Origin of the sequence: Flavobacterium ovatum (assembly GCF_040703125.1) — a bacterium.
Lineage (GTDB): Bacteria > Bacteroidota > Bacteroidia > Flavobacteriales > Flavobacteriaceae > Flavobacterium > Flavobacterium ovatum.
Map to the genome: position 1 here is coordinate 2,568,184 of NZ_CP160035.1, position 26,120 is coordinate 2,594,303.

Sequence of the window (26,120 nt, forward strand, 5' to 3'; positions counted from 1 at the left end):
TAAAAATGAAAAGAGTTCTTTTTTTAATTATTTTTCTAAAATCATTCGTCGGTTTTGCTCAAGAAAACTACGGTATTTCTTCTCAAAAAGATAGACTAAGGCAATATTCGGGCCAATGGGTAAGTGCTATAAATCCTAGTACAGATAGTGTTGCAAAACTTCCTGAAATTAAAATGAGCAGTTTGACCAATTTCGATAATCATTCGCTCACGGTTGAAGTTTTTCAAAAAGATAATTCCGATCAATACAATCCAATACTTCATGAAATTATTGGTTATGATACGGTTACCGATGCTATTTTTGCTGCTGGTCATAATGCAAAAGGCGCATTTTTCACAGGAAAAGGCATGTTTACTTCAGAAGATCATTGGACAATGCAAGACAAAGACCTCAATGGTAATAAAACAATGAAGGTTGATTTTAACTTTCAAAATTATACCGATGTTATATTGGAAGGCTTTGATACTAATGAAAAGAGTGTATGGAAAACAAGATACATTAAGAACAATCCTAAAGACAAAAATATTGGTATTCAGCTTGTTTCTGTTCACAAAGAAATGCTTAAAAACCCAGAGAAAACCTTGACTGAGTTAGGTAGAATGGGGTATAGCTATGTAGAAACTTTTGTATATAAAGACGGTGGTTTTTACGGTCAAAGTCCAACGCAGTTTAAGGCGATGGTCGAAAAAGCAGGCATGAAATTTTTAGGCTCAATGACCTTTTTCGATTCCGAAGATAAAAACGACGATGCAGCAATCTATGCGTGGTGGAACAAAACGATACAAGACCATAAAATAGCTGGTGTTGAATACCTGTCTACTTCAAATAGTAAATTAAAAGGCATCAAGACGATTAAAGAATTGCAAGAGTATTGCAATTATTATAATAAAGTTGGAAAACTCTGTAAGAAGAACGGACTCAAGTTTGTGTACCACAACCATGCCGATGAATTTTTAAAGGTCGAAGGTGTAACCATTTATGATTACTTTCTTCAAAATACCAATTCGGACTATGTTTATTTTCAATCAGATTTGTATTGGATGCATAAGGGAGGTGTGAATCCTATAGATTATTTCAAAAACTATCCCAACCGATTTATTAGTTGGCATGTAAAAGATTACAAAGAATTAGGCGAAAGTGGAAAAATAGATTTCAAGGATATTTTTAACTATCAAAAAATAGCTGGAGTAAAGTACATCTTGTCTGAAGTGGAAGATTATAATTTTCCGCCTTTGTATAGTGTCGACTTAGCTTGGGAATATATTTATTATGAATTATTGAAATAATCCACCACCAACTGAAAGTTTTACTAACTATTTTTTGCCACAGATTATTAGAAAGTGGCGGCACTTTGACAATGCGGTACTAAATTTAATTTAGATTAAAACCTAAATTATTATTTGCGAAAATCTGCCAAATCTGCGTGCAAACTTTTTTCACGCAGATTTTCGCAGATGTAGCAGATTTTAAAAGAGTTAACTAGAGTGAACAATGGTAGCAATGATTAATCAGTATATAATCTGTGGCTATATTTTTTCAAACAGAATCAAAATGAACTATAGCATATCGTTTTAGTCATGCCCGTAACCAATAAAATTAAATTATGAAACCATTTAAAATGAAATACATTTTACTAACCCTATGTATCCTAACGATGATGAAAGCCAATGCGCAAGAGCAATTTCGTGTTTTATTGTTTACCCAGCATGATACTTGGCATTACAATTCTATCCCTGTCGCTGTTGAAGCATTCAAAGAAATGGCAGCCGAAAATCAGTTTAAGTTTGATTGGACCCAAAGACCAGACGATCTAATAACAAAATTACCAGAATATGATGTGGTGATATTCATGAATGCCAATGCTAATTTTTTGACACCAAAACACATGGATGCTTTAAAAGCATTTATGAAACGAGGCGGTGGCTTTGTAGGCATACACGGTACGGCAGATGGTGAAAACGATAACGCTTGGTTTGATGGTCTAGTAGGAGCGAAATTTGTAAATCATCCAAAATTACAAGCAGCCATTGTAAACGTTGCCAATCATGATTTTCCAGCAACATGGCATTTACCCAATAAATGGCTTCGTTCTGATGAATGGTATAACTTTAAAAACATGAACCTCGATAAACTACATATTCTATTGACCGTTGATGAAGCTTCTTATGACTTTACTGCCGGTTATGATGCGATCCCGTTGAAAGGGATGGGAAAGGCACATCCTATTGCATGGTATCAAGAGTATGAAGGTGGAAGATCGTTTTACACCGCTTTGGGTCATAAACCAGAATCGTTTAAAGATAAAAACTTTTTAAACCACATTTTTGGCGCTATTTATTGGGCTAAAGGCGATTCAATTAAAAAATAAACTAACAATACAATATGAAAACTAAATCAAAAAAACAGATTTATAGCAATTATCTAAATTTAATGGGCATCAGTTTTCTACTGATTGTAAATATGTCTTGCAAGGCGCAGAAAGACTTAAACAAAGCTATAATTGCCGATGGTGCGCAGCTTACTTTGGTTGCTGATGGATTCGAATTTACCGAAGGTCCTGCTGCAAACAAAAATGGAGATGTCTATTTTACAGATCAGCCCAATGACCGCATCCTGAAATGGAATGCCAGTGACAATACCGTTTCAGATTATATGAAACCATCCGGTCGCTCTAACGGATTGTATTTTGACAACCAAGGAAATTTATTGGCTGTTGCCGATGAAAAAAATGAAATATGGTCTATTGATGCAGATAAAAAAGTAACCGTGCTACTTGCTAATTTTGAAGGTAAAAAATTTAATGGTCCCAATGATCTTTGGGTAGATGCCAAAGGGGGTATTTATTTTACGGATCCTTATTACCAACGTACGTGGTGGCAACATCAAGAGCCACCGCAAGCATCAAAAAGGGTGTATTATTTAGCACCAAATACAAAAATACCGACAATTGTAGCCGACGATAACTTCAATCAACCGAACGGAATTATAGGTACTCCCGATTGCAAAACCCTATATGTGGCAGACGAATCTGGTAAAAAAACCTACTCCTATACAATTGGTAAAAACGGCCAGCTTTCGAATAAAAAACTGTTTGCCAATATGGGTTCGGATGGGATGACGATTGACAACCTAGGTAATGTTTACCTGACCGGAAAAGGCGTTACTGTTTTTAATAAAAAAGGGGAACAAATAGCACATATTGCTGTACCTAAAGATTGGACTGCCAATGTCACTTTTGGTGGACCAAAGCAAACCACACTTTTTATTACTGCCTTGGATTCGGTGTATACCTTAGCTATGGCCGTACATGGAGTGCGATAAGTACAAGTAATATTTAATGACGTTTTCTTTGTCAGGCTGAGCTTGTCGAAGCCCCTTTTTAATAATTATACTCTATTTGTCATTACAATAGGTTGGAATACATTTTTCTATTAATAAACAAAAAACCATGAAAAAAACAAAGTTCACAGTAAATAAAATGGCCACAATTATGGGTGTTTTATCATTATCATTCACAGCTTGCACTGCTCAAAAAGTGAAAACTACTGCTGTTTCGAAAACAGTAACAACTACTGAAAATGTAACATTAAAAGATGCCTTTAAAAACTACTTTTTATTAGGTAGTGCCATAAATGATGCTATCGTTTCGGGTAAGGATAACGCTTCTCAAACAATTATAAAAAGGGAGTTCAATACCGTAACTCCCGAAAACTGTATGAAAGCGGAAGTTGTATGTCCGTCACCGGGAATTTATGATTTTACATTGGCTGATGCCTATGTTGCTTTCGCCAAAGAAAACAAGATGTTCGTTATGGGGCACACCTTGATATGGCACAATCAAACGCCTGCATGGTTTTTTACAAACGATAAAGGAGCGCCAAATTCGCCAGAAGAACAAAAAGAGCAATTACGTACGCACATCAAAGCGGTTGCTGGTCGCTATGCTGGAAAAGTACAAGCATGGGACGTAGTAAATGAGGTGATAGATGATAATGGTAAATACCGACCTACAACATGGGTAAATGGTATTGGCGATGGAGACGAAATGGTTCGCTTAGCCTTCAAATATGCGAGTGAATATGCCCCTAACACCGAATTGTATTATAATGATTTCAATGCTTGGCGTCCAGAAAAAAGAGACGGAATTGTTCGTATGATTAAGATGCTTCAAGATGCCGGAATCAGAATTGATGGAGTTGGGATTCAAGCACATTGGGGTTTAAATTTTCCTAAAACGGAATACATTCAACAAGCTATTGATGCTTATGCGGCTTTAGGAATCAAAGTAATGATTACAGAATTAGATGTGGATGTATTGCCAATTACCAAGGAAGGTCAAATAACTGGGAAAAGCATGATGGAGCCTCAGTATCAATTAGAGGAGTTCGAAACCTTTTTAGACCCGTATAAAAATGGTTTGCCGAAATCGGTAGAACAGCAACTAGCGAATCGTTACAAAGAATTCTTTGCAATTTTTGTAAAGAACAAAGATAAAATAAGCAGAGTCACTTTGTGGGGATTGCAAGATGGTATGTCTTGGAAAAATGACTACCCAATTCCAAATAGAACAAACTACCCACTTTTGTATAATAGAAATTTCGAACCTAAATTGGCGAGACAAGCAATATTGGAAACTGTAAAGTAAAATTTAGTTGTTGGTGAATTGAACTTTTATCTAAACTATTAAACGCTTTCTGAAAAGGGAGCGTTTTTTGTTTTGTCTGGTTTTTAAAGTCGAATTCCTTTACGAAAAGCAGTTTTGTGGGGTGCGGTCTATGGCAGAGCGGCTTTTTTTACATAATGTTATTATAGAGCATAGGGGTTTACCAATTGAAAGATAGCGTTTCTGTATGCTCTATAATACTCAATTATGTAACACTGCTTGGGGAAAAGCTTTTTTGTTGCCCTTACCATAAATTTCTTTTTAACCGTAAACGTTCTAGGGGGTGCAAAAACTTTTGGAGCGTTGGCAAAGGAGTGCCTTAAAGCTGAATGAGATAATGAATTGATAAAGGTTTATTGGATAATCTTTAATTTTGCTTCGTCGTGCTCTTTGAAAGCATTACTTAATTCTAATTGCAATTCTAATTCATCTATAGTATTTGCTTTTAGTGTTGCGCTAAAATCTTGTGCTCTTTGCAACATTTTTATATAAGCTAATGGATCCTTTTGTCTTGTTAGTCTCCTTAAAGCACCTAAATAATCATCACGATATACTGTTGGAATTATTATTCTTGATTGGTCTGCTTTGACCAATTCTGCATTCATCATTACTCTTGCTATTCTTCCATTTCCGTCTAAAAATGGGTGAATTTCACTTACCATAAACATAATGTAAGCCGCTTTTGCAAATGGGTCTGTTAGTGCTTTGTAAAAATCAAAACCTTTTATTAATGTACCTTTTACTAATTCAAAATCGACAAAAAAAGTTTCTCCAGCACGGTTATTTTTATCTTTAAATACGCCTGGCATTTTTGATACTCTTGCTTCCAAAAGAAATCGGTGTCTGTATTGAAGAATGGTAATGAATTCTTCTGGAGAAGCTGGTGTAACATTCATTTCGATTTTATTACTGAGCAATTTATATGTTCCCAATATATCGTGAGAGTCTTCGTCTCGATTGAGCATTGGAGTATCAGTTTGGATAATATTTTTTGCTTCGACCACTTCAAATCTAGTTCCTTCGATATAATTTGAAAAGTAGGATTCAAAGAAAGCGAAATTTTGAAAAGCTGTATTAGTTGTATTTCTATCTATCACATTTTTGAATTCTCTTTGTTTTAGTTCTAGGAATAATATTTCAAACAAATCTATTCTTGATTGGTCATAAGGATTTCCAAATGCTCTTGCAATGGCTCTTGGAGAGGATAATATTTTGGATGGTTGCGTAGACAATAAGGCACTAATTAGTTTGTTTAACTTCTCAAACTCATTTTGCATTCCTAATTTATCAGCGATTAATTTTGCGTTATCTCTAATTTGATTTAGTCCGTCTTCACCTTTCACTTGAACTATTTTCTCTAGTTTATTTTCTAGTTCAGCAATTGAAATTGTTTTATATTCTGGTCCCGTTTTTCTTGACGGTTGTAGATTTTCTAAAAAAGCTCTTTCTTGTTGTGAAACAAATAATTCGCCCGAAAATGAATTGTCTCCTTCAATTGCTCCAATACCTTCCATAAAACGGATTGTTATTCCAGGTAACTTTATTTTTTTGGTATAAGTATAGGTAACAAATATTTGTCCTGTAGCCGTTGGTTTAAATTCTATTGCGGAACGATGGCTTAATAATGCACCTGGATATAAATTTCCTAAAATTGATAAAATATTTCTTTTGATAATAACCTCATCCGTGTCAATAAAGTTGGAAGTGAAGATACGAGGTGCAATTTTTTTAATTTTACCTGTACTTTCAAGCATAGCAATTTGTTTTCTTATTTTTTTATCGCTTGAGGAATAAATAATTTCTTGAAGGTGTGTTGGGACAAAATTTTCCATTAGTGGTGCTTTATTAAGTAAAATTATACTTTATTTTCCACTAAAAATCATTTTTTGGGCGTTTTTTTCCACTAATAATGAATATTGAAATAAGACTGGACTTTTTTTTCCACTAACTATATATGTTTTTTTAAATAATATTTTTTAATACTAGAATACTTTCTCTCATTTTACTTAAATCTTTACTAAAAATGTTTTGCCGCAATCTGTAGAACAGCAATTAGCGAATCGTTACAAAGAATTCTTTGCCATTTTTGTAAAGAACAAAGATAAAATAAGCAGAGTCACTTTGTGGGGACTACAAGATGGTATGTCTTGGAAAAACGACTACCCAATACCAAATAGAACAAATTACCCACTTTTGTACAATAGAAATTTCGAACCTAAATTGGCGAGACAGGCTGTATTGGAGACTGTGAAGTAAATTGATTAGATGGTGATAACTTTTATCAAACTTTCTAGCTTTACTATATTCAATATTAGTTGAAGTAATGATAAAGTAGATTATAGTTTTGTAGTCGTTTTTTGCGTTTGGATCCTTGGTTAAATCTAAAAAAAATGACTTTTGCGGTTTCCCGTAAAATTCCTATTATTTTTAATTATATATTTGGCATCTAGATTTTGATTGTAAAAAAAATGTTTAACTCTTTAAAGTCAGAATGAACCAAATTATGGACGAAAAAATTAATAAGTATGATGAAATATTGGAAAACACCAATCTTGCAATGCAAAAGGTTGACTCTGCTTTCCAGAATTGTAATTCTACATTGACTTTAGTAAATGGGGCTGTAGATAAAATTGCTTTAACGGTCTTACAAGTTAAAGAAATTGAAAAATCGATAAAAATATTTGATGGACAAGTTGAATTAATGTGCAAAGAATATGACATGAGAATTGAAAAATGTAAAATTCAAGCAAGTTTAGTGCAAAGTGTGTTAAGTGGGATGTCAAATAAAACAGATAAGATTCTTGATCAAATATTAAGTATGGATAGTTATAGCGATGATGTTAACTATATAAACTATCGATCTGAATTAATCGCAACTTTAAGAAGTACATCTGATTGTATTTCTAATGTGTTTTTTCATTTTATTACAATTTAAAAAATATTAAAAATGAGTACAACAAAACAATTTCAATTTTTAAGAAAAGATATTGATTTAATTGAAAAAGAAATTATTGAGATATCAGAGATGGCTGCTCAAGTTTCAGAAAAATTTCAAGGTTTAGCAAATAACATCCAAAATGTTTCAGGCATTGTGGGGCTAATTGCAGGGAGAAAGGTAGGGAGTGCAACAAATTTAATTGGTGGTGCTATTGGTTTATTTGGAGATATTCATGCAGATATGAAGCGCGATGAGGCACTTGCTAAATTAGCTCCCAAAAAATTAGAATTATCAAGAGCTAAAACTGAAATCATAACAAATTTTCGTGATACTTTAAATAATAGAAATGAAAATTTATGGGAACTATTTTTAATAGAGGCAAATAGACAGTATCAAATAAATGAACAATGGATGTTTGTTAGAGACCATGGGGATAATTGCGATTCTGCATTCTATTTATATGTGATGAATTTTCACATGATTCAAGTATGTGATTATCTGATAGAGCACTTTAAATCTTGGGGTTGGTCAAATGGTAAAAATGATAGTACAACTGCAATTGAGCCTGATAAATCTTATATTTTGGAATACATTTTAAAAAATGTTATTTTAAATGAAAGTAGTTTTATTGAAGCTGTATCAAATGACACCTATACTGGTGGTGTTTGGTTACTTTCTCAACATGAAAGCCTATTTGCAGCCTATTTTCAAAATGTAATTTCAGAAGTAGATACTCCTAACGATAGAAATATTAAAAGAGTTGTAAATAGACAATCTTTTATAGCTTTAAAAAAGACTATAAAAGAATTAAATGTTATTCAGAATAATGACAATTTAACATGGTTAAGAGAAAATAATATTTATTCACAAGCCAAAAATATATCTAAGCTTAAAACTTTGAATTTGTATTTTTTCATGTATTTTTTTATTGGATCATCTAGTTTTATTCTATTTCAGAATTCATCATTGTGGCAATATGATTTTTTAGATATAATAAGTAAAAGTTTTGGGTTTATTATGCTTGGAGTGTTTGCCGCATTATTTTTGACTGTCTTTGCAAGAATAGTTTTTTGGCGTAGTGAAGATGATGATATGGATGGAGATATTTGGTATTATGGTATTTATCTTTTATTTACTGTGCTTACATTAGGATTAATGCCTATTGCTTTTTATAGATATAAAAAAAAGGAAGATAATTACTTTAATTTTATATATGGACTAAATGGAGTGATGAATATTTAATTCTTAGAAATTCATTAAGTATAATTGATGTTTTTTGATGAGTTACTAAAAAATAGTTGGTGGATTAGAATAAGAAAGATTTAGGCTCAACAATTTTATATTGTTGAGCCTTTTTTGATGTAAAATGAAATGTATTTTCCGTTTTTTGAATTCTTCCAATAATGCGGGTTGGTTTTTTGATTCTTTGAACCCAATAACTTAGGATTATTTTATGCTCATTTAAGGTTTTTATTTTACGTCTTTGTCCCGTCCTGAAATAGCGATACACAAAAAGTATCCTTATGGAAAAACATGAAGAAACACGCTATGTTAAGCGAACGCAAAAAGATTACTCAATGTCTTTTAAATTGCAAATTGTCCAAGAAATTGAACGAGGACATCTTACGGCAACAGCTGCTACAAAAAAGTATGAAATTCAATGTAGAAAAACTGTAGTCAATTGGCTCAAGAAATTTGGTAACTTTGATTGGGAGAACCAAACACCATTTACTATGTCAAAGTCACCAGAACAAAAGATAATGGAGCTTGAAGCCAAAGTAAAACTTCTAGAGAAGCAGAAGTCCTTTTTGGAACAACAAGCCTTTGTTGCGGATAAAAAAGCAATCATTTTTGATATGATGATTGAAATAGCCGAGAAAGAATATCAAATTGATATCCGAAAAAACTCATCACCCGAACAATCGACCATTTTAAACAAAAAGAACAGCAAACAATAATGTTCGCCTGTAATTTGTTCGGGGTAGACAGACAGGTTTATTATCGTAGAATTAAAAGGAAAGTTATCAAAGAATCTAAAGCAATTCAAGCGGTTTCATTGGTTATGGATATAAGAAAATCAATGCCTAGATTAGGCACTAAGAAATCATATCTTTTGTTATTGGACGAGCTTAAACCAATGAAAATTGGTAGAGATAAATTATTTGATATACTCAGAGCTAATCACTTATTAATCCAACCAAAACGCAGTTATCACATTACAACTAATTCACATCATCGCTTTAGAAAACACCAAAAAAAATTCTAGATTTAGAAATAAATAGACCCGATCAGGTTTGGGTTTCTGATATAACATATATTGGGAAAAGAGATAAACCGTGTTATTTAAGTATCGTTACTGATGCTTATTCTAAAAAGATAGTGGGTTATTATGTTGCTAACAATATGAACACCGAAAGCAGTGTTATAGCCCTAAAGATGGCTATACAGCAAAGAAAAAACAAGGAAGTACCTTTGATTCATCATTCAGACAGAGGATTGCAATATTGTGCCAATGATTACCAAAACATCCTAAGTAAAAATGGAATATTGCCAAGTATGACACAGAACTCTGATCCATATGAAAATGCGGTCGCTGAAAGAATAAATGGAATTCTAAAACAGGAATTTATGATTGATAAATATAATCTAGATTTGAAAATTATGAAGAAAATCGTAAAAGAATCAGTTGATATATATAACGAATTACGACCACATTATTCTAATTATATGCTAACACCAAATCAAATGCACTTGCAGAATCAAATTAAAATGAGAACATATAAAACAAAAAACACTTGCAAAAAAGTTCTTGCAAGTGTTTAATTAATTATTTTTAGTCTAATAATCTGTATCGTTTATTTAGGACTAGACACTTCGATAATCTCCCACTGCCGCACGAATCCTTTCATGTAGTAAGAAGTACATGATGGTATGTCTTGGAAAAATGACTACCCAATAACAAATTACCCACTTTTGTATAACAGAAATTTCGAACCAAAATTGGCGAGACAAAAAATATTGAAAACAGTAAACAAAAAAATAAGATAGTACAAACTCACATTTGCACTATCTTATTTTTTTATGTTCTCTAGTAAGCTACTTTTGTCTTATTTTCCAACTTACCTTCTACTATTGGGTAAAAGTTGTAGGTTGGATATATTTCGGTTTTGAAAGCCTTCCAAGCGGTTCTTTCAATGGCTAGATTCACTGCGGCTAATTTGGAAGCTGGAAGTTCTAACACCACCATTTGCCCAATCCCCATAACCACATACCAGTTTACTACAGAAACTCCTTCGGGTGGGAAATTTTTATAAAAACCTTGTTCGGTTCTAATCTTTTCGATTTCATTCAAATTCATGCTTTGATCATGTTTAAGAAAAATGGTCAACAACAACTTGTCATCGGCTTTTGGAGTAGGAACAGTTTCTTTATTCGATTGTGCATAACCAAGGATTTGAACTAAAAAGAGTCCGATTACTAATGCGTATTTCATGTTTTAAATTTTTTTGAGTTTTTTGAGTTTTTGTTTTTAGCTACTGCTTTTGCGCTGTTAATACATTCCTTTTTAATAGAATGCTATTTCAAAACTTTAGATTTTACTCTACTCAATGTTTCTTGAGAAATATTTAAATAGGAAGCAACAATCTTATTTGGTAGTCTTCTAACAATATTTGGATTGATCCGGAATAATTGGCTGTATCTCTCTTTTGCGTCAAGTGCGGTAAAGGACATTAACCGCTTTAAATTGTTCACATATGCTTTTTCTAAGTAGATGTTGTAAAAATCCTTCCATTTTGGGACCTCTAATAAAAGTTGTCTAAAATCCTCGTGACTGATACTAAAAAGTTCACAGTTTTCTATGGCTTGAATGTTTTCTTCTGCTGGTTCCTTTGTGATAAAACTGACAAGTGCAGTAGCAAATTGATTTTCGAAAGCAATGTATCTTGTAATGTCTTTTTCTTCACCATTTATAAAAAAAATTCTTAAGCAGCCTTTGTTGACAAAATAACTGTATTTGCTAATTTGTCCTTGCGAAAGTAGAATTTCTTTCTTTTTTGTTTCAATAATTTTAAAATAGGGAAGTATGATTTGTAAATCTTCGGCTGTAAAATCAACTTGTTTTTTGAGAAAAGCAGTAAGTACGTGGGAGTCGTTCATTTATTTATAATCTCTGACAAATTTACGATATTGAACGATATCTTCTATGGTTAATACAATCAAATCATGTTCTTCGGCAAATTCTATAATAGTATTAATTTGAGCCATGGTTCCGTCGGGATTCATCAATTCACAAAGTACCGCTTCTGGGTGTAAATCGGCTAATTTCATTAAATCGATACTGCCTTCAGTATGTCCTTTTCGCTCAAGTACGCCATTATCTTTACCTCTTAACGGAAAAATATGTCCTGGTCTTGAAATATCAGTACTCACTGCGTTTATATGGCAAGCCGTTTGAATTGTTTTTAATCTATCAAATGCCGAAACACCAGTAGTAATTCCTTCTTTTGCCTCTATTGAAATGGTGAAGGGAGTTTGGAAAGTACTAGTATTTTCCTTTACCATATAGGGCAGTTGAAGTATGTCAGCTTTTTCATTACTTAAACAAAGACAAACAATACCACTACACTCTCTAATCATCAATGCCATATTGGCTACTGACATAGAGTGCGCTGAAAAAATTAAATCTCCTTCATTCTCTCTGTCTTTATCATCTATTAAGATAATTCCTTTTCCGTTTTGAAGATGCTTTAATGCTTTATTCACACGTTCTATGCCTGTGTAATTTAAACTGCCCAATGGTCTTGTTGCTATAGCTGTCATTATTTATTTTTTTTACAAATCTAGAATAGTTACATATCAAATTGTTTGACTTAAGTCAAAGAATAATACTTTTTTTATTTCAAAAATATGAGAATATTTTGTCTGAGATTAAGGTGTTGTTTTTACAGTGTATTTAAAAAATAAGATAGACATGTTGATAATGGCACTCACAGCTTAAAAGCTCCTTTGGCTTACACTTAGTAATAACTTTAGCAATTGCAAAAGATCCTAAATTCATACCATAGTCAAGAAATTATTTGTTTTTTAATTGAAAGTTTAAAAGGAATTGGTTTGGAAGTAAAAATATTGTGAAGCTTTCTTACTAGTCCGTCGCGGCAGAGACTCGAACCAGGGTTCGCCGCGACGACTAGAAGTCCTCCAAGTTATTGGTTGTGAATTATATTTTTGATAAATTCTCTGCCAACTCCGGTTTTAAAATATTTTTCTCTTGTCATAGCTTCACATTTAGAATCGAAAAATTCGATATAAATAACAGTCCATGGTCTGAATTTCAATGTGTAGCCTTTGATTCCTAGTTCGTTATGTGATTAAAAATGTTCAATAAGATTGGAGGTGAATCCAGTGTAATTTTTATTTAATTTTTGGGAATATAGAGTGTAGACTACAAATTCATCCATAACGGTTGTTTTTGTGTATCGCTATTTCAGGACGGGACAACTCAAAGAAATAAAAGCTCAAGATTGGTACAGGTGGTTTTTTATTAGCAGGAAGCGAAATATTAAAGTTGAAATAGTCTAAACATGAACAGTAAAATAGTGCGATTAGTAAGTTTGTTTTTAATGATTACTACAATAGCAACAGCTCAGAATCCATTACAAACTGGAAGATGGGAAATTGTGAAAACTACGAATACAACTCTGGCAAGGCATGAATGTAGTTTTGTAGGTGTTGGTAATAAGTTTTATTTGCTTGGTGGTCGTGGAATTAAAGCTGTTGCAATTTATGATGTAAACAAAAATTCATGGAGTGAAGGAAAGGAGCCACCCATAGAAATCCATCATTTTCAAGCAGTAGCTTACAAAGGAAGTATTTATATGTTTAGTGCCATGACCGGTAAGTTTCCTCATGAAACAGCTTTGAAGAATATTTTGATTTACAATACTAAAACGAATACTTGGACAGAAGGTGGCGAAATTCCAGAAGGGAGACAACGTGGTTCGGCGGGAGTAGTTGTCCAAAATAGTAAAGCATTTATTGTTAGCGGTATAGTGGATGGTCATAATAGCACACACGTATCATGGGTTGATTCTTATGATTTTAAAACTAAAACTTGGACTGTTTTAAGAGATGCGCCTAGGGCTAGAGACCACTTTCATGTTGCTTTAAATGATAATAAAATTTATGCAGTAGGTGGACGAAATACATCTTTTGCAACCAATCAAACATTCGATTTGACCATTCCAGAAGTAGATGTATATGATATTAAATCAAATACATGGACAACCTTAGCAAAAGAAAATAATGTTCCAATTTTGAGAGCAGGAGCTTCGGTAACATTTTTGGGAAATGATTTAATTGTGATTGGGGGAGAGAGTATGCAACAAAAAGAAGCGCATAATAATGTAGATGCTTACAATTTAGCAACTAAATCTTGGCGAAAATTAGCCAGTTTACATACTGGAAGACACGGTACGCAAGCCATTAATTATAAAAATAAAATTTTTATAGCTGCTGGCTGTGGAAGTAGAGGAGGAAAACCTGAGTTGTCAACTCTAGAGATGTTTACATTCAAATAAAATAAGTTTACTATGGAAATCAAATGTATTTACAAAATGAAATTAAAATGAGAACATCTAAAACAAAAAACAGTTGCAAAAACGTTTCTGCAACTGTTTAATTAATTTTATCTAATAATCTTTATCATTTATTTAGGTCAAGACAAATCTTAAAAGGACTTTGATAAAATTTTCGGCTGTGCCAAATTCTATAAAATCAGATATGAAAATAATAGTTCCTTTTTTTAGGGTCTTTATCTTTTCTTCTATTTAATTATGAATTGGCTGTTGTCTGATTTTGTGATTTATTTTGTCCCAAATTTAGTAAAAAAATGGGACGAAAAATGTGTAATTATGTTTTGAATAACTTATGTCGCTGAGTTCAAATATTTGTTAAGTCGGTACGTCTATTTGGATATGCTTCATTATAAAAACATCTTTTAATCTTTACCCTCTTGCACCAATTGCTGTAATTCAGGATCGTTTTTTATGTGTTCCAATTCACTTTAGATAATTAAAACAATATCTTGTTTTATCTGATTGTAATTAGCTTCAATTTCGATCTTCATATTGTCTTGTCCGTTTTCGTCCGTGAAAGATAAAATCTCGGGTATCTTTTTATAAGCCTTGGTTTCGGATGATACTCTATCATTATCTACAACAATTTCAGAATGAAAAATTTTCTGTTCGATGCGTTCATCAAAGTTGTCTGAAATTGCTCCCACGAACATCCCTTGGGTAAGCGTGGAGATTTTAGAAGCGGGTATCAGACTGTCTAATTGAGTGGATATTGAAGTTGATTTGTCATTTCGATTGATGGTTAGACTCTGGCGTTTCTGCTGTACTTTTCCAAACCGTTCAGATAATTTTTTGGCTGTTTCTTCCACAACCTGACCGCTAAAGATATTACACACAGTATTTTGGATAACTTTACTTTCCTTGTCACCATAATAACGTGTCAATTGAGAATAGAGCAGACTACTACTTCGTTACTTCTAGCGGTGGCAATCAGATTATCTAGTCCTCTAAATTATGGCTAATAAATATTAATGGGTCAATCTCAAAAGATAGTAGGAGTAAAAAACAAAAACCCGAAACTTTCGTTTCGGGTTTTGAGCGGAGAAAGAGGGACTTGTCAATCTCAAAATACACCAATAAAATCAATACTTCACAGCGTATTTTATTTAAGTGACACCTCGACTGACACCTCTCTATTAGGATACAATTATCTTAAATTCAAAGTACTCAAATATAAGGATAATTGATTGAATATTAAAACTTTCGTACTAAAAAATGAACTGGTTATTTACCCATATATTAATTCTTGATGGACTAAAATTGAGGTATAGATTTTACCTGTTTTCTATCCAAAAATTAAGTGAGTAACTTGTTCATGTTTTAATCCTGCATATGAACAAAACTCTTGAACAGTTAAGAACTCATTTTCGAGCTTATTGAGGTCTTTTTTTACTTTTTGCATTAATCTTGTACTTTGGCGATAACTCTTGCCTGTTATACGCTGTATGTCTTTTGGATAAATGCAAATTCTTTGTTTTTCTATATTCATACTCTATCTATTGCTTTAACTAGGCTTTGATTCACTGTAAAGGACTATCTGTTAGACTTTATTAAGCATAAATTTATAAAAAAAAAAGTCTTTACTTAATCCATCTCAAACAATCTATGGTATCTTTCTTCTAGTAGTGTTTTGTATTTTACTTTGAAAGCATCAGATAGGAATGAATTGTCGATCCACTGGTGAGCGATGGGTTTGTTTTTTTGAAAACGGTTTGCTATTCCTTTTAGTTGTTTTTCGTTTAAGCCAAGGCTGATTCCTAGTCTTTTAAAATGTTCCCATTTTAGTTTTTTCTTTTTACCTTCCAATGTTAGTGCAAGTTCTTCGGGGTCTTCGGGGTTTACTATAGCTACGTTTAATAAATCATATGCTGGTGCCAATTTCCAGATATCTACCGAATGTATCATCGAAAAGTTTTTCAAATGCATATCATTATTGCCCGTCAGGAAACTAAAAATACCCAATTCCAGAAAGTATACTTTATCGAGTAGGGTGTTATCTGAATACTCGTCCAGAGCTTTGCCAATTTTCTCCATGGAGCTTTTGTATTTGTCAAAAGCTTCTGTGATTTGGAACATGTCGAGCATGTGTATTTTTTCTCCTGTTTCGGTTCTGTCGATGCGTTTGGTGATATAGGACAGTTCCCCCGACTGGAGTCGGATTAAGCTGGATTGGACGGTGTTGATTCCAAAAGCTTCAGCTATTCGCATGGTGAGGTGTTCATTTTCGGGCATTTCTTGAAAATGTTCGGATGGTGGTTTGAAAATATAATTTCCACCCAAAGCGCCGACTACAGTAAGCCGTCCTTTAGTTCCGTCCTGTATCGTATTGTTTACAATAGTTAAAGATAATTTGGGTTGTACCCCAGGAACAGCTACACTTCGTTCTACTACATTTTTGGCCAGTTCAACCATTTGCTTTAGCGAATGCTCGAATAGTGGTGGTTGCGCGGTTCCAAAAAACGTTAAGCTGCACTGCTCATGAAAATCACCAGCGATTGTATCGTCTAATGATTTGTAACAATATAAACATTTCTTAGGCATCTTCATTTAGTATTATTGGTTGAACACTTACTGCACCTATACAATTTTGGCAACAAGCCAAAAGGAGTCCCATGCGGTCGTTTGGATTAATTTTCCAGTTTTTAGAAGCGATATCCAGTAACCATCCTTCAGGAATCAATCCTTCAAAAAACGGGAATAATCGATTTTCAGTGTATGTTTTGGAGCGTACTGGCATGGTCAAACTAATGCTTTCTTTAGGATGTTCTGTGATGAAATTGTCATCGTATTGAAATAGGTATTCTCCTTCATCCGTTTCTGTGAGTATACCCGCCAGGAAGTCTTTATAATATATGGCTGCTTTTCTCATGCGTTCTCCTCTTGATTTCTGGATAATTCTCTTGTATTAACGGGTGCTAATGTATGTCCAAACATTTTTAGTACTTGGTTTACTTTTTCTAGATTCAGGTTTTCTTTTCCCTGTTCTATCTTTCGGATAACAGTTAATGCTACTCCAGCACGTTCCGCAAAAGCTTCCTGTGTGAGGTTGACTTCATTCCTTTTCTCCTTTACAAAATTTGCTATTGTTTTCATAATTATATGCTTATGCAACGATTTGCAACAAATATAGTGAATTATATGTAAAAGCATATAAATAAGTTGTGAAGTTGGTTTTTATATCTAAAGGCATATAGTTTTACTTTAGGTTTTATTTTGAATACCAGTTGACATATTGTGTTATTTAAGCCATTTATACCTAATAATGCCATATTGCAGGGATGGACTTTTTTATATGCTTAATTCTCCTAAAATTTGCCAAGAAATCAATCAAGAAATGTTGCAACAGAATGGTGATTGAACGAATGTGAAATTATTTCAAACTTAAATTTTCAAAGTTATGGCAAGGCAAAAAGGCATAATTAAATTGAAAGGTACTATCGGAGATATTACTTTTTACAAAACGAAAGATGGGCATTTAGCCCGTGAGAAAGGTGGTATTGATGCTGACAGAATTAAAAACGACCCTGCATTTCAAAGAACCCGTGAAAACGGTTCGGAGTTCGGGAGAGCTGGGAAGGCGGGAAAGGTTTTAAGAACGGGATTACGCGTCTTGCTTTTGAATTCGGCTGATAGTCGAATGGTGAGTCGTTTAACGCAATCTATGATTAAGGTGATTCAGGCTGATGCTATAAATGAACGTGGTTTAAGAAACGTTATTGATGGTGAAGCGGAATTGTTAGCAGGATTCGAATTCAATATTCGCGGAAAACTAGGCACTAGTTTGTATGCTCAGTATACTGGAGCTATTGACAGAGCATCAGGAGAATTGTCTGTGGATATTCCGTCATTTATTCCATCGAATATGATTGCGGCTCCTGGAGGAACTACGCACTTCAAAATTATTTCGGCTGGTGTTGAGGTGGATTTCGAAAATGAAACTTTCGTTGAGGAGCATTCAGAAACGGCAATTTTACCATGGAGTGCTGCAGCAACAGCTGTAATTAGCCAAGTAAACGCAGTTACTCCTAATAGTACTAAGCCTTTGTTTTTGGCTTTAGGTCTTGAGTTTTATCAAGAAGTAAACGGTAGCATGTATTCGTTGAAAAACGGTTCTTACAATCCGCTATCGCTTATTAAAGTTGATGGAGGTGTCTAATGGACTTCGACTCCCGAAGCTTCGGGACAGTCTGACAAAAAAGGTTAAAAAATGATATTATTTTTAACTAGAACTTATTTCCCTGAAGGAACCAATGGAAAACTCCAATGTGACGGTAAATTGATTAGTTATACTATCGAATTGCCCTGGAATAATAATGAAAGACGAGTTTCCTGCATTCCCGAAGGGAAATATTTTATAAGAAAGCGGTATAGTCAAAAATTCAAATGGCATTTGGAAGTCGTTGATGTTAAAAACAGAACTTATATATTGTTTCATCCTGCCAATAATGCACTATTGGAATTAAATGGTTGTATTGCTCCAGTAACTAAACTATCAGGTCCAGGTTTAGGATTGATGTCGAGAAAGGCATTTTTTGCCCTAAAAGAAATCGTTTATAAAGCTTTAGACCATAGTGAGAGTGTCGAATTGATTGTTGAATCTGTAAATACAGTATTATGAATGTAGTAGAAAGAGCAAAAGCTCCAACACCAAAGTTTTTTAAAGTTTTGCGAAGTATTGGATTGGCTTTATTGGCCATCAGCGGAACAATTGTCGCTGTGCCAGTAGTATTACCAACGGTTTTGGTTAGTGCTGCAGGTTATTTGGTGGTTGCAGGTGGAGTAATTTCGGCGATTAGCCAAATTACGGTTGATCAAGAAGCTGAAATGGACGAAGCGATTTTAAAACAATTGCAAAAAGATAACGAAAACTTAGCTCGTGATGGAATCGAATAACAGCCTTCCGATTGGGACTGTTTCAGGGACTTTTTTGAGTATTGTGCCCAATATTTTATCTGAAGATATTTTAAAAACCATTATCTTAGCAGTCATAGGAGCAATCGTAAGTTTTATGGTTTCGCTCGTATTAAAAAGGATCATAAAATCCAAAAACAGATACTGAAACAAGTTCAGCAAAATGTTTCGGTTTTGATTGGTAACCTTTTCCGAAGCAATACTAAAGCCTGATCGTGAGATTAGGCTTTTTTGCTTTCTACCTCAACTGATTCTGAAGTAATGCCCATTTTAAATTTTCAATTTGTTCGATGGTTTTTGAATAATGGTGTTGCAGTTCGTCTAGTTTTCGGATGCGATTCACAAAATCTACATGTTTTTGATGTTTCTTAAAAGCTTTCAGGACCTCATCACGGAAATAGCTCTTAAAAGTTCCAATCCTAATAAACGGAATAACCGAACCTATTTGATATTGGTGCCAAAAGTTGGCTTTCCAAAGCGTGTATGCGATCCAATACAAACTTTCTGTTTCCTCTGCAGTTTTTACTGTGATCAAAAAGCAATTTGGACAACTTTCCTTTAATGGTTTACCAGCATTTTTGCCTTTGCTTAAAATAAAGAAATGTGGTTGTGTCACTGTTCTTTGGGGTTGATGTGTCAGTACGTTGTGAGAAGTCATAATTCTGGATTTAAAATTATGCATTCGCTCGCTTTTCAAGCTTCGCTATATTATTTTCAAAAGAAAAAAAGAAAAAAAAGAAAGTCGTCCTTACTGAGAAGGTTTCAAATGAAGTCAAGTTTTTTTGATAAAATACTACCTAAGTGTTTTTGTAGAGTCGGTACGTATTTTGAAGTCGGATGGTGAATCGGAGAAGTGAAGGTGGAGATTTTTTCAAAAACCCGTAGGGCTTGAACTTTACTATTTGAAATCGTAGCAGATCTTTACTTTCTTTTTATTTATTTTTTTTTCGGAGAAAAGAATGTTATGGTGGAGCAGTAATACTGGAATCGTTCTTATGAAAATGGCAATCAAACACCCCCAAGCACCGCAAGGAGCAAATAAAGTGGTGCCCGTTTTTCAGGGGCAAGGAACTTTATTTGTGGATGAGGAGCGCAGTGGCGGGGTTGCGGCAATCGAACAGCCACCATAGACGCGAGAGTTGAGCGGAGGAACGGAGCGAAACGTAGCGGCTATGAGCGTGTAACGGCGTGGAAACAATAAAACACTCCCGCCTTTTTTGGCGGGTAGCCTTGATTTAGGGCATAGCGACCGAATGAGATTTGATTAGAGAATAGCTGTTGTACTAAAACGATTGCTTATTCAAAGTTGAAATGAGGTAAGTGGAGCCAACCCCGATGGCTGTGCGAAGGAGCAACCGCTGAAAAAACAGAGGGCGGCAGACATAATACTGCTGGAATGTAGTGGAACGTAGCCTGCGGAGTGTAACGGAATGAAGCGGTATTGTGGATGCATAAGCCCGACCGAACGCAGGAAGTGACCGTGTGAAGATGAGGAACAAGCAGTGCAATAAAACAGCTGCTTATTTTCATTAGAACCTTACTATTATTTTAATGGACAAATGTAATTCGCAAGGGCTCATTTCAAGCTGCTGTTTTATTGTGGCTGCGCCGTGTCTGTGGAATGGAGGTAAACCCTAGTAAAGTCGTCATGTAGACCCTGAAACGAGTTCAGGGTTGACCGACTGGAACAGCCGAACGGAACAAAGGGAACGACCGTAGAGAGACCGCTTGTTTGTATCCGCCCGACGAACCACATATTTTTTAGATTAACCTAAGGTATTAGTTTTGTTCTAAACAATTTAGACATGGACAAAAATGAATTTATGTTATCCCAAGTAGAATCTTGGAAACAAAGTGGACTTTCACAACAAGGGTATTGCGATCAAGCAGGTATTAAATTAGGAACCTTCAGCTATTGGATACGAAAAAGCAAAAATGAAGAAGCACAAAGCGGAGGTTTTATTGCACTGAAAAAACCAGTTTTAGCTTTAGAAAACAAATACGAAATCGTTTACCCTAATGGAGTTGTGCTGCGAGTGGATACGGATAATTTAAGTGAACTTTCGGCTTTAGTAAACCTATATTAGTGTTTAGCCTTAGTAGTTCACATACCTTTTTGCTCTACCCCAAAGTTTGCGATATGCGCAAAAGCTTTAATGGTTTGTGTGGTCTTGTTACCAATGAATTAGGACGCGTAGCACACAGTGGAGAAGTATTCATTTTTATCAATCGCAATAATAATCAGATGAAACTTTTGCACTGGGAATCTGGTGGTTTTGTTCTTTATCACAAGCGCTTAGAGCAAGGGACTTTTGCTGGTTCAACCGGTACTAAATTGCAAATTAATTGGAGTGATTTGGTGTTGATGATCGAAGGAATTCAAATCATAAAAAGCAATAAAAAAAGGAGATTTTCTTTGGAATAAAACAGCCCTAAGCCTTGGTAAATATAGGATTTTGACGTATATTTAGCCTATGGAAATAGACCTAGATAACGTATCAAAACAGGAACTTTTTGAGCTTTTAACTAAAGCTCAAAAAAACATGTTTGTGCTGGATAAAACTATTTTTGAACAAAGTGAAACTATTTCTGTTCAAGGTAAAACTATCTCCAAACAAGATAAAAAACTTGTTAAGCTTGAAAAAAAGGAAGTCGTGTTAGAAGGTAAAGCTTCTAAATTAGAAGGTAAAGCTTTTAAATTAGAAGAACGAGTTGAAGAACTTCAACGTTTAGTAGAATTACTGCGCCGTATGCAGTTTGGTCAAAAACGAGAGCGTTTTGAAGATCCTTCTCAAACTACTTTACCTTTAGATCTAGAACAAGAGCTCCTGCAAGAACAAGAAGAAGTTATCAAAGAAGAAATCACTTATTCTCGTTCTAAAAAGAAACATCCTGGCAGGGCTAAACTTCCGGATCATTTACCAGTTGAAGAAATCGAGATTTACCCTGAAGGAGATTTATCTGATCAGGTTTGTATTGGCAAAGAAACTACAGATGTGCTTGATTATGTTCCGGGACACTTTAAAATCAAAAGATATATCCGATACAAATACGCGACTAAGGATAAAGACAATACTAAGATATCCATCGGGGATTTACCCGAAAGAATCATAGATAAAGGAATACCCTCAGAAGGACTACTAGCCACTATCTTAGTAGATAAATATGTGGATCACCTTCCGCTATATCGTCAAAAGCAACGGTTCTCTAGAGAAGATATCGATATTGCTTCTTCTACAATAGATGGTTGGGCGGCTCAGAGCATGGATGCTTTAAAACCCTTGTATGAGAAGCTGGTTATGGATATCAAAAATGAAGGTTACCTTCAAGTTGATGAAACCACCATCAAGGTTTTAGACGACAAGAAAAAAGACAAAACGCATCTCGGTTATTATTGGGTGTATCATGCCCCAATATCAAAACTTGTAATGTTCAATTACAGCCCTACTCGTGCAAGTAGCGCTGCACTACCTATTTTGCAAAACTTTAAAGGTTACTTGCAAACAGACGGATATGCAGGCTACAAAGCTTATGGAAAAAAATCAGATATTACTCATCTGGGCTGTTGGGCACACGCTAGGCGAGAATTTGAAAGAGCATTAGATAATGACAAGCAAAAAGCACAACATGTTTTAGTTGAAATACAAAAGCTATATGCGGTGGAGCGCAAAACAAAAGAACAAAACCTTAGACCTGAGCAAATCAAAGAGCTGAGGCTTCAGGAAAGCTTACCTATTATAAACGAACTAGGTAAATGGATGTTTTTGCAAATCAAACTAACCCTACCAAAAAGTCAGATTGGCAAAGCTCTTGCATACTCTCAAACAAGATGGGATAATTTATCGGCATACCTATTAGATGGCAACTTGCAAATAGATAATAATCTGGTGGAAAATGCAATCAGACCAGTAGCCATAGGTAGAAAGAATTATCTTTTTGCCGGATCGCACGATGCTGCTCAAAGAGCGGCTATGGCCTATACCTTTTTTACTAACTGCAAAAAACATAACGTAAATCCTTTTGAGTGGCTAAAATATACCCTTGAGAATATCCAATCTATAAACCACAAGAATATTAAAGACTTGTATCCCCACAATTACAAGCAACTAGCGGAATCTACACCATTGTAACATTACGCTCCTATGAATAATCGCATCGTATAAAACAACATGTAGTTGCTCGGGTGGATACCTTGCTTCTTCATTTGTACCCTTGACTTTAGAGCCTTCTCCTGACCATCTCTCTGGATTTATATACTTGTTTGTACTAAACTCAAATCTTTTGGCTTGGATTGTTACTCTTGTGTAAATAGGACAGATGCCATCGTTGTTGATTTTTGATCTCTTTATGTAAAAGAGAACGGATACAGTTGTGTTCATAAGTGGTAACCTTTTAGTTATTATTAAATTTAAATTTTCTAATAATTACAGTCAAGATGTACATATTATGAATATGCTATTGAACAGCTTGCTGTACTGGTGGTTTTCTGTGAGAGGTGTCACTTAAATTATTATAATTTAGTGACACCTCGAAAGACACCATAACTTTGAGATTAATTGAATAATTTGATTATCCTAGAAACGAAAAAACCCACTAAATCGTTGAATTTAGTGGGTTTTGTAACCATTTGCTTTTCAGCTGGCGGAGAAAGAGGTTCTCCTCTAATCCACGTCAAGCCAATATATTCAATGCTTTACAAAAATATATTTTACAGGGTACCAACTAGGGTACCAAGAACTAACAGAAGTACTTTTCTGAGACAAAGATAATTAAGTTGCTGATATTTTTAGTTGGTTTTACGAATTTATATGTTTACTAAAATCAATAACTAATTAATGTTCTGTTGCTACTTTTTCATTTGACCAATTTTCGGCACTATTGTTATTAAAAATCGTTGATTCGCTGTTTTAATATCGGGTTTGGTTCTTGGAATACCTTTTTCTCCACTACCTGCAATTATTATTTCACAGTTTTGTAGTTTATCAAGTCCAATATTATTTAATTTCCAAAGCCATGTAAGTGACTGTGCTCTGTGAAAACTTAAATCTTCATTACCTTTCCAACCATCCTTTGATGCTTGTCCCTCAACAACTATTAAATACTTTATATTGTCTTCTACAGGATATTTTAAGATTAGCTCTTTGATTACCTTTCCTGCTTTAATTAAATCAACTCTTTTATCGGGGTATATTTGTGAAATATTATAACTCCCACTCGGAAATAAAAAGTGCATATTTAAGATATGCTTTTTATTTACTTTGTCATATTTAAAATAAGTCGTGTCAATATTGTTTATTGTCTTTTCGATTTCTTTTATTCTGTCAAGTTCACGTCCTTTTTCTCCAAGGTCACTAATAAGTTTGTTTTGCATTGTATAAACTAAAACAAATAAAACTAACATTACAAAGAACAGACTAGTCATTAAATCTGAATAACTTAACCAAAAGAAGTCTCTCTTTTTTTCATTTGATTTTGCCATTTTATTTATCTGTTGGTATTTCTATTTTACTCATTGTAATTTTTAAATCTTTGATAGCATCGATTAAAGCTCTATTGGTCTCAATAGATTGTTTTTGAGAACCCTTGAAGTCATTACGCATATCAACAATTTCATTTTTTAAAATATTAAACTCATCTTTTTGAATTGAAGAGTTTTCGACAAATATCTTGATTGCATTTTGTATTTCATTAATTCCAGTAAAAAAGTTGTTGTTGCTTCCTATGAATGTTTGAATTTGTTCTGTTGAAGTTTTAAAATAATTATTAAGTTCTTTGTAAACTTCTTTAACATCTTGGTTTAATTCATCTACTTGAGTTCGCCATATCTTACGATGGTCATTAATTGTTGGAAAGTGTTTTTCTAAAGAGTCTTTAAATTGTTTTTGAAGTTCTATTGTAGCTACTGAATTATTACTAATTGCTTTTAAATTGGCATTGAAGTCTTTAAATTGTTTAATAATTGTATTCATTTCATAAGCTACTTTTTCCGTTTTGTCAACGTAATTGTTTAAGCCTTTTTGATAGGTCTGAAATTTTTCTAAGTGTCCTGACGATTCATTTAAGTCTGTAAAAACCTCTGCAATTTTAGTAGATGTTCGTACGATGTTGAGTTTGTTTATTTCCTCTAAAACAGTTTGCTGTTTTCTTAAATTGTCATTCAGTAATGTTCCAGAATCTTTATAATCATCCATGTTTTCACCAAACTTTATAATAAAGTGATTTAAAACATCTTTAAAACTCCCGAGTGATTTTGAAACACCTATATTTAGAAAAGGTAATAATTCTCTTTGAAGAAAATCGTAATAATGATTTTTGTCTGTATCATTTTTATATGATGCAGGCTTATATATCAAAGCTGTACTAATAACAGTAAATGCTAAACCTATCAAACTTGCTACCATTGCAGCAGTAACACCATGTATCAATTGAGCTATACTATCTGATGAAATCACTGTTGTTGTGTCGGCTGTTGTTGTTGAAAAATCAATACCCGCTAAGCCAATTATAATACCTATAAATGTTCCTGCTAAGCCAATGTAAAGAGGAACATTTATCAAATTACCAATCTCATTATCAACTTTCTCTAAATGTCTTTCACAAGTGTCTTTCAAAATTCCAAAATCTGCTGAAGCTCCTTTGTTTTTACACAAATATGCATTTGTTGACCTGATTACTTCTGCAAAATGTAAATGTTTTTCTTTTGTAGTATTTTGAATTACAAGTAATTCAATTTGTTCAGAATCTTTCGTTTCATCAATTAATTGTACTTCATCTGACAGAGACTCTAAATATAAATCGAATATTTCAGGGTCAATCAGAATGGCTTTTGAAATTAAAAATTTTTTAATTTCAATTTCCTTGAACGAACTTGGGAAAAATCGTTCGTAAGAAATTATTTTCTTATATACGTTGGCAAATACAAATATTTGTAAGCCAACCAATGCTATTATAAATAGGATTTCAAATGCCATAA

Annotated in this window: 28 protein-coding genes and 2 pseudogenes; 16 read left to right on the top strand and 14 right to left on the bottom strand. The window is 33.8% G+C overall.

Features of this window, described 5'->3' with window-relative positions:
- Positions 1-5: 5 nt before the first annotated feature.
- From ABZP37_RS10775 to ABZP37_RS10790, 4 genes are all read left to right on the top strand, one after another.
- Complete coding sequence (locus ABZP37_RS10775) at positions 6-1,286, top strand: TIM barrel protein (protein WP_366182908.1); 1,281 nt, start codon at positions 6-8, stop codon at positions 1,284-1,286.
- 317 nt (positions 1,287-1,603) lie between these two features.
- Positions 1,604-2,368, top strand: coding sequence for a ThuA domain-containing protein (locus ABZP37_RS10780; RefSeq protein WP_366182909.1), 765 nt, complete (start codon positions 1,604-1,606; stop codon positions 2,366-2,368).
- A 14-nt stretch (positions 2,369-2,382) separates the two neighbouring features.
- Positions 2,383-3,321 (top strand): SMP-30/gluconolactonase/LRE family protein, encoded by a 939-nt coding sequence (locus ABZP37_RS10785; protein ID WP_366182911.1) that lies wholly within the window; start codon positions 2,383-2,385, stop codon positions 3,319-3,321.
- Positions 3,322-3,448: 127 nt separating this feature from the next.
- Positions 3,449-4,645, top strand: a complete 1,197-nt coding sequence (locus ABZP37_RS10790; protein ID WP_366182912.1) for an endo-1,4-beta-xylanase — start codon at positions 3,449-3,451, stop codon at positions 4,643-4,645.
- Positions 4,646-5,016: 371 nt separating this feature from the next.
- Here the strand turns inward: ABZP37_RS10790 and ABZP37_RS10795 are convergent, their stop codons facing one another.
- Complete coding sequence (locus ABZP37_RS10795; protein ID WP_366182913.1) at positions 5,017-6,495, bottom strand: Fic family protein; 1,479 nt, start codon at positions 6,493-6,495, stop codon at positions 5,017-5,019.
- Positions 6,496-6,691: 196 nt separating this feature from the next.
- On the opposite strand from ABZP37_RS10795, the gene ABZP37_RS10800 reads away from it, so the two are divergent.
- From ABZP37_RS10800 to ABZP37_RS10820, 5 genes are all read left to right on the top strand, one after another.
- A complete protein-coding gene (locus ABZP37_RS10800) occupies positions 6,692-6,919 on the top strand; it encodes an endo-1,4-beta-xylanase (protein ID WP_366182915.1) in 228 nt (75 codons plus the stop codon).
- A 247-nt stretch (positions 6,920-7,166) separates the two neighbouring features.
- On the top strand, positions 7,167-7,598 hold the full coding sequence (locus ABZP37_RS10805; RefSeq protein ID WP_366182916.1) for a hypothetical protein: 432 nt from the start codon (positions 7,167-7,169) through the stop codon (positions 7,596-7,598).
- A gap of 12 nt (positions 7,599-7,610) precedes the next feature.
- Positions 7,611-8,843, top strand: a complete 1,233-nt coding sequence (locus ABZP37_RS10810; protein ID WP_366182918.1) for a hypothetical protein — start codon at positions 7,611-7,613, stop codon at positions 8,841-8,843.
- 281 nt (positions 8,844-9,124) lie between these two features.
- Positions 9,125-9,559, top strand: a complete 435-nt coding sequence (locus tag ABZP37_RS10815; RefSeq protein WP_366182920.1) for a hypothetical protein — start codon at positions 9,125-9,127, stop codon at positions 9,557-9,559.
- Positions 9,560-9,875: 316 nt separating this feature from the next.
- A complete protein-coding gene (locus ABZP37_RS10820; protein WP_366187529.1) occupies positions 9,876-10,424 on the top strand; it encodes an IS3 family transposase in 549 nt (182 codons plus the stop codon).
- Between the two features lie 265 nt (positions 10,425-10,689).
- Here ABZP37_RS10820 and ABZP37_RS10825 read toward each other — a convergent pair whose 3' ends face one another.
- The 4 genes and pseudogenes from ABZP37_RS10825 to ABZP37_RS10840 form a co-directional block, all read right to left on the bottom strand.
- Entirely contained in the window at positions 10,690-11,094 is a 405-nt protein-coding gene (locus ABZP37_RS10825; protein ID WP_366182921.1) for a hypothetical protein, read from the bottom strand.
- An 83-nt stretch (positions 11,095-11,177) separates the two neighbouring features.
- Positions 11,178-11,759, bottom strand: coding sequence for a Crp/Fnr family transcriptional regulator (locus ABZP37_RS10830; RefSeq protein ID WP_366182923.1), 582 nt, complete (start codon positions 11,757-11,759; stop codon positions 11,178-11,180).
- Positions 11,760-12,422, bottom strand: a complete 663-nt coding sequence (ribB, locus tag ABZP37_RS10835; RefSeq protein WP_366182925.1) for a 3,4-dihydroxy-2-butanone-4-phosphate synthase — start codon at positions 12,420-12,422, stop codon at positions 11,760-11,762. It lies immediately after the preceding gene.
- Positions 12,423-12,805: 383 nt separating this feature from the next.
- Positions 12,806-12,958, bottom strand: a pseudogene (locus ABZP37_RS10840) (GIY-YIG nuclease family protein); the annotation flags it as partial.
- 225 nt (positions 12,959-13,183) lie between these two features.
- On the opposite strand from ABZP37_RS10840, the gene ABZP37_RS10845 reads away from it, so the two are divergent.
- Positions 13,184-14,179, top strand: a complete 996-nt coding sequence (locus ABZP37_RS10845; protein WP_366182926.1) for a kelch repeat-containing protein — start codon at positions 13,184-13,186, stop codon at positions 14,177-14,179.
- 132 nt (positions 14,180-14,311) lie between these two features.
- On the opposite strand, the gene ABZP37_RS10850 is transcribed toward ABZP37_RS10845, so the two are convergent.
- The 5 genes and pseudogenes from ABZP37_RS10850 to ABZP37_RS10870 all read right to left on the bottom strand — a co-directional run bounded on the left by ABZP37_RS10850 (position 14,312) and on the right by ABZP37_RS10870 (position 17,329).
- On the bottom strand, positions 14,312-14,428 hold the full coding sequence (locus tag ABZP37_RS10850) for a DUF6088 family protein (protein WP_366187530.1): 117 nt from the start codon (positions 14,426-14,428) through the stop codon (positions 14,312-14,314).
- Between the two features lie 170 nt (positions 14,429-14,598).
- Positions 14,599-15,188, bottom strand: a pseudogene (locus ABZP37_RS10855) (TraM recognition domain-containing protein); the annotation flags it as partial.
- Positions 15,189-15,820: 632 nt separating this feature from the next.
- Positions 15,821-16,777, bottom strand: a complete 957-nt coding sequence (locus ABZP37_RS10860; RefSeq protein ID WP_366182928.1) for a HipA domain-containing protein — start codon at positions 16,775-16,777, stop codon at positions 15,821-15,823.
- Complete coding sequence (locus ABZP37_RS10865) at positions 16,770-17,105, bottom strand: HipA N-terminal domain-containing protein (RefSeq protein ID WP_366182929.1); 336 nt, start codon at positions 17,103-17,105, stop codon at positions 16,770-16,772. Before ABZP37_RS10865 ends, ABZP37_RS10860 begins: the two co-directional genes overlap by 8 nt.
- Positions 17,102-17,329, bottom strand: a complete 228-nt coding sequence (locus ABZP37_RS10870) for a type II toxin-antitoxin system Y4mF family antitoxin (RefSeq protein ID WP_366182931.1) — start codon at positions 17,327-17,329, stop codon at positions 17,102-17,104. The genes ABZP37_RS10865 and ABZP37_RS10870 overlap by 4 nt, the downstream gene beginning before the upstream one ends.
- A gap of 304 nt (positions 17,330-17,633) precedes the next feature.
- Between ABZP37_RS10870 and ABZP37_RS10875 the strand changes: the two genes are divergently transcribed.
- The 3 genes from ABZP37_RS10875 to ABZP37_RS10885 are packed head-to-tail and all read left to right on the top strand — an operon-like array spanning position 17,634 to position 19,129.
- Positions 17,634-18,392, top strand: coding sequence for a hypothetical protein (locus tag ABZP37_RS10875; RefSeq protein ID WP_366182932.1), 759 nt, complete (start codon positions 17,634-17,636; stop codon positions 18,390-18,392).
- Between the two features lie 51 nt (positions 18,393-18,443).
- Positions 18,444-18,854 (top strand): DUF5675 family protein, encoded by a 411-nt coding sequence (locus ABZP37_RS10880; protein ID WP_366182934.1) that lies wholly within the window; start codon positions 18,444-18,446, stop codon positions 18,852-18,854.
- Complete coding sequence (locus ABZP37_RS10885) at positions 18,851-19,129, top strand: hypothetical protein (RefSeq protein ID WP_366182936.1); 279 nt, start codon at positions 18,851-18,853, stop codon at positions 19,127-19,129. Before ABZP37_RS10880 ends, ABZP37_RS10885 begins: the two co-directional genes overlap by 4 nt.
- A gap of 256 nt (positions 19,130-19,385) precedes the next feature.
- On the opposite strand, the gene ABZP37_RS10890 is transcribed toward ABZP37_RS10885, so the two are convergent.
- Positions 19,386-19,805, bottom strand: coding sequence for a hypothetical protein (locus tag ABZP37_RS10890; protein WP_366182938.1), 420 nt, complete (start codon positions 19,803-19,805; stop codon positions 19,386-19,388).
- Positions 19,806-20,952: 1,147 nt separating this feature from the next.
- Here ABZP37_RS10890 and ABZP37_RS10895 point away from each other — a divergent pair.
- The 3 genes from ABZP37_RS10895 to ABZP37_RS10905 are packed head-to-tail and all read left to right on the top strand — an operon-like array spanning position 20,953 to position 23,277.
- On the top strand, positions 20,953-21,234 hold the full coding sequence (locus tag ABZP37_RS10895) for an IS66 family insertion sequence element accessory protein TnpB (protein ID WP_366182939.1): 282 nt from the start codon (positions 20,953-20,955) through the stop codon (positions 21,232-21,234).
- A complete protein-coding gene (gene tnpB, locus ABZP37_RS10900) occupies positions 21,234-21,572 on the top strand; it encodes an IS66 family insertion sequence element accessory protein TnpB (protein ID WP_366182941.1) in 339 nt (112 codons plus the stop codon). The genes ABZP37_RS10895 and tnpB overlap by 1 nt, the downstream gene beginning before the upstream one ends.
- A gap of 49 nt (positions 21,573-21,621) precedes the next feature.
- Entirely contained in the window at positions 21,622-23,277 is a 1,656-nt protein-coding gene (locus ABZP37_RS10905; protein WP_366182942.1) for an IS66 family transposase, read from the top strand.
- Here ABZP37_RS10905 and ABZP37_RS10910 read toward each other — a convergent pair.
- The 3 genes from ABZP37_RS10910 to ABZP37_RS10920 form a co-directional block, all read right to left on the bottom strand.
- On the bottom strand, positions 23,254-23,526 hold the full coding sequence (locus tag ABZP37_RS10910; RefSeq protein ID WP_366182944.1) for an Arm DNA-binding domain-containing protein: 273 nt from the start codon (positions 23,524-23,526) through the stop codon (positions 23,254-23,256). The two genes, ABZP37_RS10905 and ABZP37_RS10910, sit on opposite strands and share 24 nt — an antisense overlap.
- A 467-nt stretch (positions 23,527-23,993) precedes the next feature.
- A complete protein-coding gene (locus tag ABZP37_RS10915) occupies positions 23,994-24,626 on the bottom strand; it encodes a hypothetical protein (protein ID WP_366182946.1) in 633 nt (210 codons plus the stop codon).
- A 1-nt stretch (position 24,627) separates the two neighbouring features.
- A complete protein-coding gene (locus ABZP37_RS10920; protein ID WP_366182948.1) occupies positions 24,628-26,118 on the bottom strand; it encodes a hypothetical protein in 1,491 nt (496 codons plus the stop codon).
- Positions 26,119-26,120: the final 2 nt, after the last annotated feature.

Excerpts from the sequence above, each read along its gene's own strand:
- ribB (WP_366182925.1), bottom strand. The coding sequence starts at position 12,422 with ATGACAGCTATAGCAACAAGACCATTGGGCAGTTTAAATTACACAGGC.
- ABZP37_RS10825 (WP_366182921.1), bottom strand. The coding sequence starts at position 11,094 with ATGAAATACGCATTAGTAATCGGACTCTTTTTAGTTCAAATCCTTGGT.
- ABZP37_RS10795 (WP_366182913.1), bottom strand. The coding sequence starts at position 6,495 with ATGGAAAATTTTGTCCCAACACACCTTCAAGAAATTATTTATTCCTCA.
- ABZP37_RS10785 (WP_366182911.1), top strand. The coding sequence starts at position 2,383 with ATGAAAACTAAATCAAAAAAACAGATTTATAGCAATTATCTAAATTTA.
- ABZP37_RS10890 (WP_366182938.1), bottom strand. The coding sequence starts at position 19,805 with ATGACTTCTCACAACGTACTGACACATCAACCCCAAAGAACAGTGACA.
- ABZP37_RS10865 (WP_366182929.1), bottom strand. The coding sequence starts at position 17,105 with ATGAGAAAAGCAGCCATATATTATAAAGACTTCCTGGCGGGTATACTC.
- ABZP37_RS10910 (WP_366182944.1), bottom strand. The coding sequence starts at position 23,526 with ATGAACACAACTGTATCCGTTCTCTTTTACATAAAGAGATCAAAAATC.
- ABZP37_RS10775 (WP_366182908.1), top strand. The coding sequence starts at position 6 with ATGAAAAGAGTTCTTTTTTTAATTATTTTTCTAAAATCATTCGTCGGT.
- ABZP37_RS10880 (WP_366182934.1), top strand. The coding sequence starts at position 18,444 with ATGATATTATTTTTAACTAGAACTTATTTCCCTGAAGGAACCAATGGA.
- ABZP37_RS10870 (WP_366182931.1), bottom strand. The coding sequence starts at position 17,329 with ATGAAAACAATAGCAAATTTTGTAAAGGAGAAAAGGAATGAAGTCAAC.
- ABZP37_RS10805 (WP_366182916.1), top strand. The coding sequence starts at position 7,167 with ATGGACGAAAAAATTAATAAGTATGATGAAATATTGGAAAACACCAAT.
- ABZP37_RS10780 (WP_366182909.1), top strand. The coding sequence starts at position 1,604 with ATGAAACCATTTAAAATGAAATACATTTTACTAACCCTATGTATCCTA.
- ABZP37_RS10830 (WP_366182923.1), bottom strand. The coding sequence starts at position 11,759 with ATGAACGACTCCCACGTACTTACTGCTTTTCTCAAAAAACAAGTTGAT.
- ABZP37_RS10875 (WP_366182932.1), top strand. The coding sequence starts at position 17,634 with ATGGCAAGGCAAAAAGGCATAATTAAATTGAAAGGTACTATCGGAGAT.
- ABZP37_RS10895 (WP_366182939.1), top strand. The coding sequence starts at position 20,953 with ATGGACAAAAATGAATTTATGTTATCCCAAGTAGAATCTTGGAAACAA.
- ABZP37_RS10810 (WP_366182918.1), top strand. The coding sequence starts at position 7,611 with ATGAGTACAACAAAACAATTTCAATTTTTAAGAAAAGATATTGATTTA.
- ABZP37_RS10815 (WP_366182920.1), top strand. The coding sequence starts at position 9,125 with ATGGAAAAACATGAAGAAACACGCTATGTTAAGCGAACGCAAAAAGAT.
- ABZP37_RS10885 (WP_366182936.1), top strand. The coding sequence starts at position 18,851 with ATGAATGTAGTAGAAAGAGCAAAAGCTCCAACACCAAAGTTTTTTAAA.
- ABZP37_RS10845 (WP_366182926.1), top strand. The coding sequence starts at position 13,184 with ATGAACAGTAAAATAGTGCGATTAGTAAGTTTGTTTTTAATGATTACT.
- ABZP37_RS10920 (WP_366182948.1), bottom strand. The coding sequence starts at position 26,118 with ATGGCATTTGAAATCCTATTTATAATAGCATTGGTTGGCTTACAAATA.
- ABZP37_RS10915 (WP_366182946.1), bottom strand. The coding sequence starts at position 24,626 with ATGGCAAAATCAAATGAAAAAAAGAGAGACTTCTTTTGGTTAAGTTAT.
- ABZP37_RS10790 (WP_366182912.1), top strand. The coding sequence starts at position 3,449 with ATGAAAAAAACAAAGTTCACAGTAAATAAAATGGCCACAATTATGGGT.
- ABZP37_RS10905 (WP_366182942.1), top strand. The coding sequence starts at position 21,622 with ATGGAAATAGACCTAGATAACGTATCAAAACAGGAACTTTTTGAGCTT.
- ABZP37_RS10860 (WP_366182928.1), bottom strand. The coding sequence starts at position 16,777 with ATGCCTAAGAAATGTTTATATTGTTACAAATCATTAGACGATACAATC.